The sequence below is a fragment of the Mesorhizobium sp. M7A.F.Ca.CA.002.04.1.1 genome, assembly GCF_004022805.1.
GTDB lineage: Bacteria > Pseudomonadota > Alphaproteobacteria > Rhizobiales > Rhizobiaceae > Mesorhizobium > Mesorhizobium ciceri.
This window is the reverse complement of the sequence record NZ_RZPL01001122.1, coordinates 1-1,070: the sequence shown is the minus strand read 5'-3', so window position 1 is coordinate 1,070 and position 1,070 is coordinate 1. Positions and strand designations below refer to the sequence as shown.

Sequence of the window (1,070 nt, the reverse complement as noted above, 5' to 3'; positions counted from 1 at the left end):
AATCGGCGGCAATCGTTGCTGCGTTCGCGGCAGCGGGAAGCCCCGGCGTCGTCGCTATCGACGGCAAGATGTTCGACCGCCCGCACCTGCGGCTGGCCGAGCGGCTTCTGGCGCGGGCGAAGGCGGCAGGTGTTTCCGCCTGAGCGCCTGCTACCAAACCAATGGAATCAGGCGGTAACGGACCCGGGCCACATAGTCGTCATAGCCGCGCAGACCGGCGCGAAGCGTTTTCTCTTCGATGAAGGTGCGGATGGCCAAGAGAACGACGAGCACGAGCACCGACGCCAGCCCCCACCAGGAACCAAGCAGAAGTGCCGTGCCGGCGAAGAAGAGGATGGCGCCGGCATACATAGGATGGCGGACGTAGCTGTAAGGCCCGGTGGAGATCACACGTTGTCCGCGTTCGTCCTGGATCTTGACCACGGGCGCCGCAAAACTGTTCTCCAGCATCGTCAGATAGCAGATCCAGATTCCGAGCAGCAGGACCAGTGCGCCGACCACCTGCACCCAGACGGGAACCGCCGACCAGCCGAAACGCACGTCGAATCCCATGAATATCTGAGAACCAAAGATGGCGAGCAGAAGTATGGACAGCAGCACCTTGTCGGCCGCGTCCTGATTCTTCTGGATGGGAGAGCTCAGCCGCTCATTCATCAGACCGGGATCGCGCCTCGCCAGCGCCACGCCCAAGGTGAGACTGAGGCCCACCATCCCCACCAGATAGACCCAGGCCCCCGGCCAATGCAGCGTGCCGGCCGACAGGAAGAGCAAGGCGCCCATGGCGACGAACCAGACGAATGTCTGAAGAACCAATTTCGCGATCATGATCGACCTGCCTTGATATCCGCTGATGATTGGTATTTTAGACCATTGGTCTACCATACAGACCACTGGTCTATAGTTCAAGCGAACCTTCGACCCGAGGCTCCGAACTCCAGCTTAACAAAAGGCTTGCGGCAGTCGGTTGTGTTGGCGGCTTTTTGCCGGGCAGCCTTCCACGATAGGAATTTTTTCTTGACTCGGTGATCTCAGCTATGGTACATTTTTGCCCATGGTGCTGATTTGCGCCA

Annotated in this window: 1 protein-coding gene and 1 pseudogene; one reads left to right on the top strand and one right to left on the bottom strand. The window is 59.6% G+C overall.

Going from position 1 to position 1,070, the window contains the following annotated elements:
- Positions 1-143, top strand: a pseudogene (locus ENZ75_RS35480) (CoA ester lyase); the annotation flags it as partial.
- Positions 144-150: 7 nt separating this feature from the next.
- On the opposite strand, the gene ENZ75_RS32665 reads toward ENZ75_RS35480, so the two are convergent.
- Positions 151-825, bottom strand: coding sequence for an isoprenylcysteine carboxylmethyltransferase family protein (locus ENZ75_RS32665; RefSeq protein ID WP_013531970.1), 675 nt, complete (start codon positions 823-825; stop codon positions 151-153).
- Between the last annotated feature and the right edge of the window lie 245 nt (positions 826-1,070).

What these genes read in the sequence shown, in the direction of transcription:
- ENZ75_RS32665 (WP_013531970.1), bottom strand. Translation starts at nt 825, where the DNA reads ATGATCGCGAAATTGGTTCTTCAGACATTCGTCTGGTTCGTCGCCATG.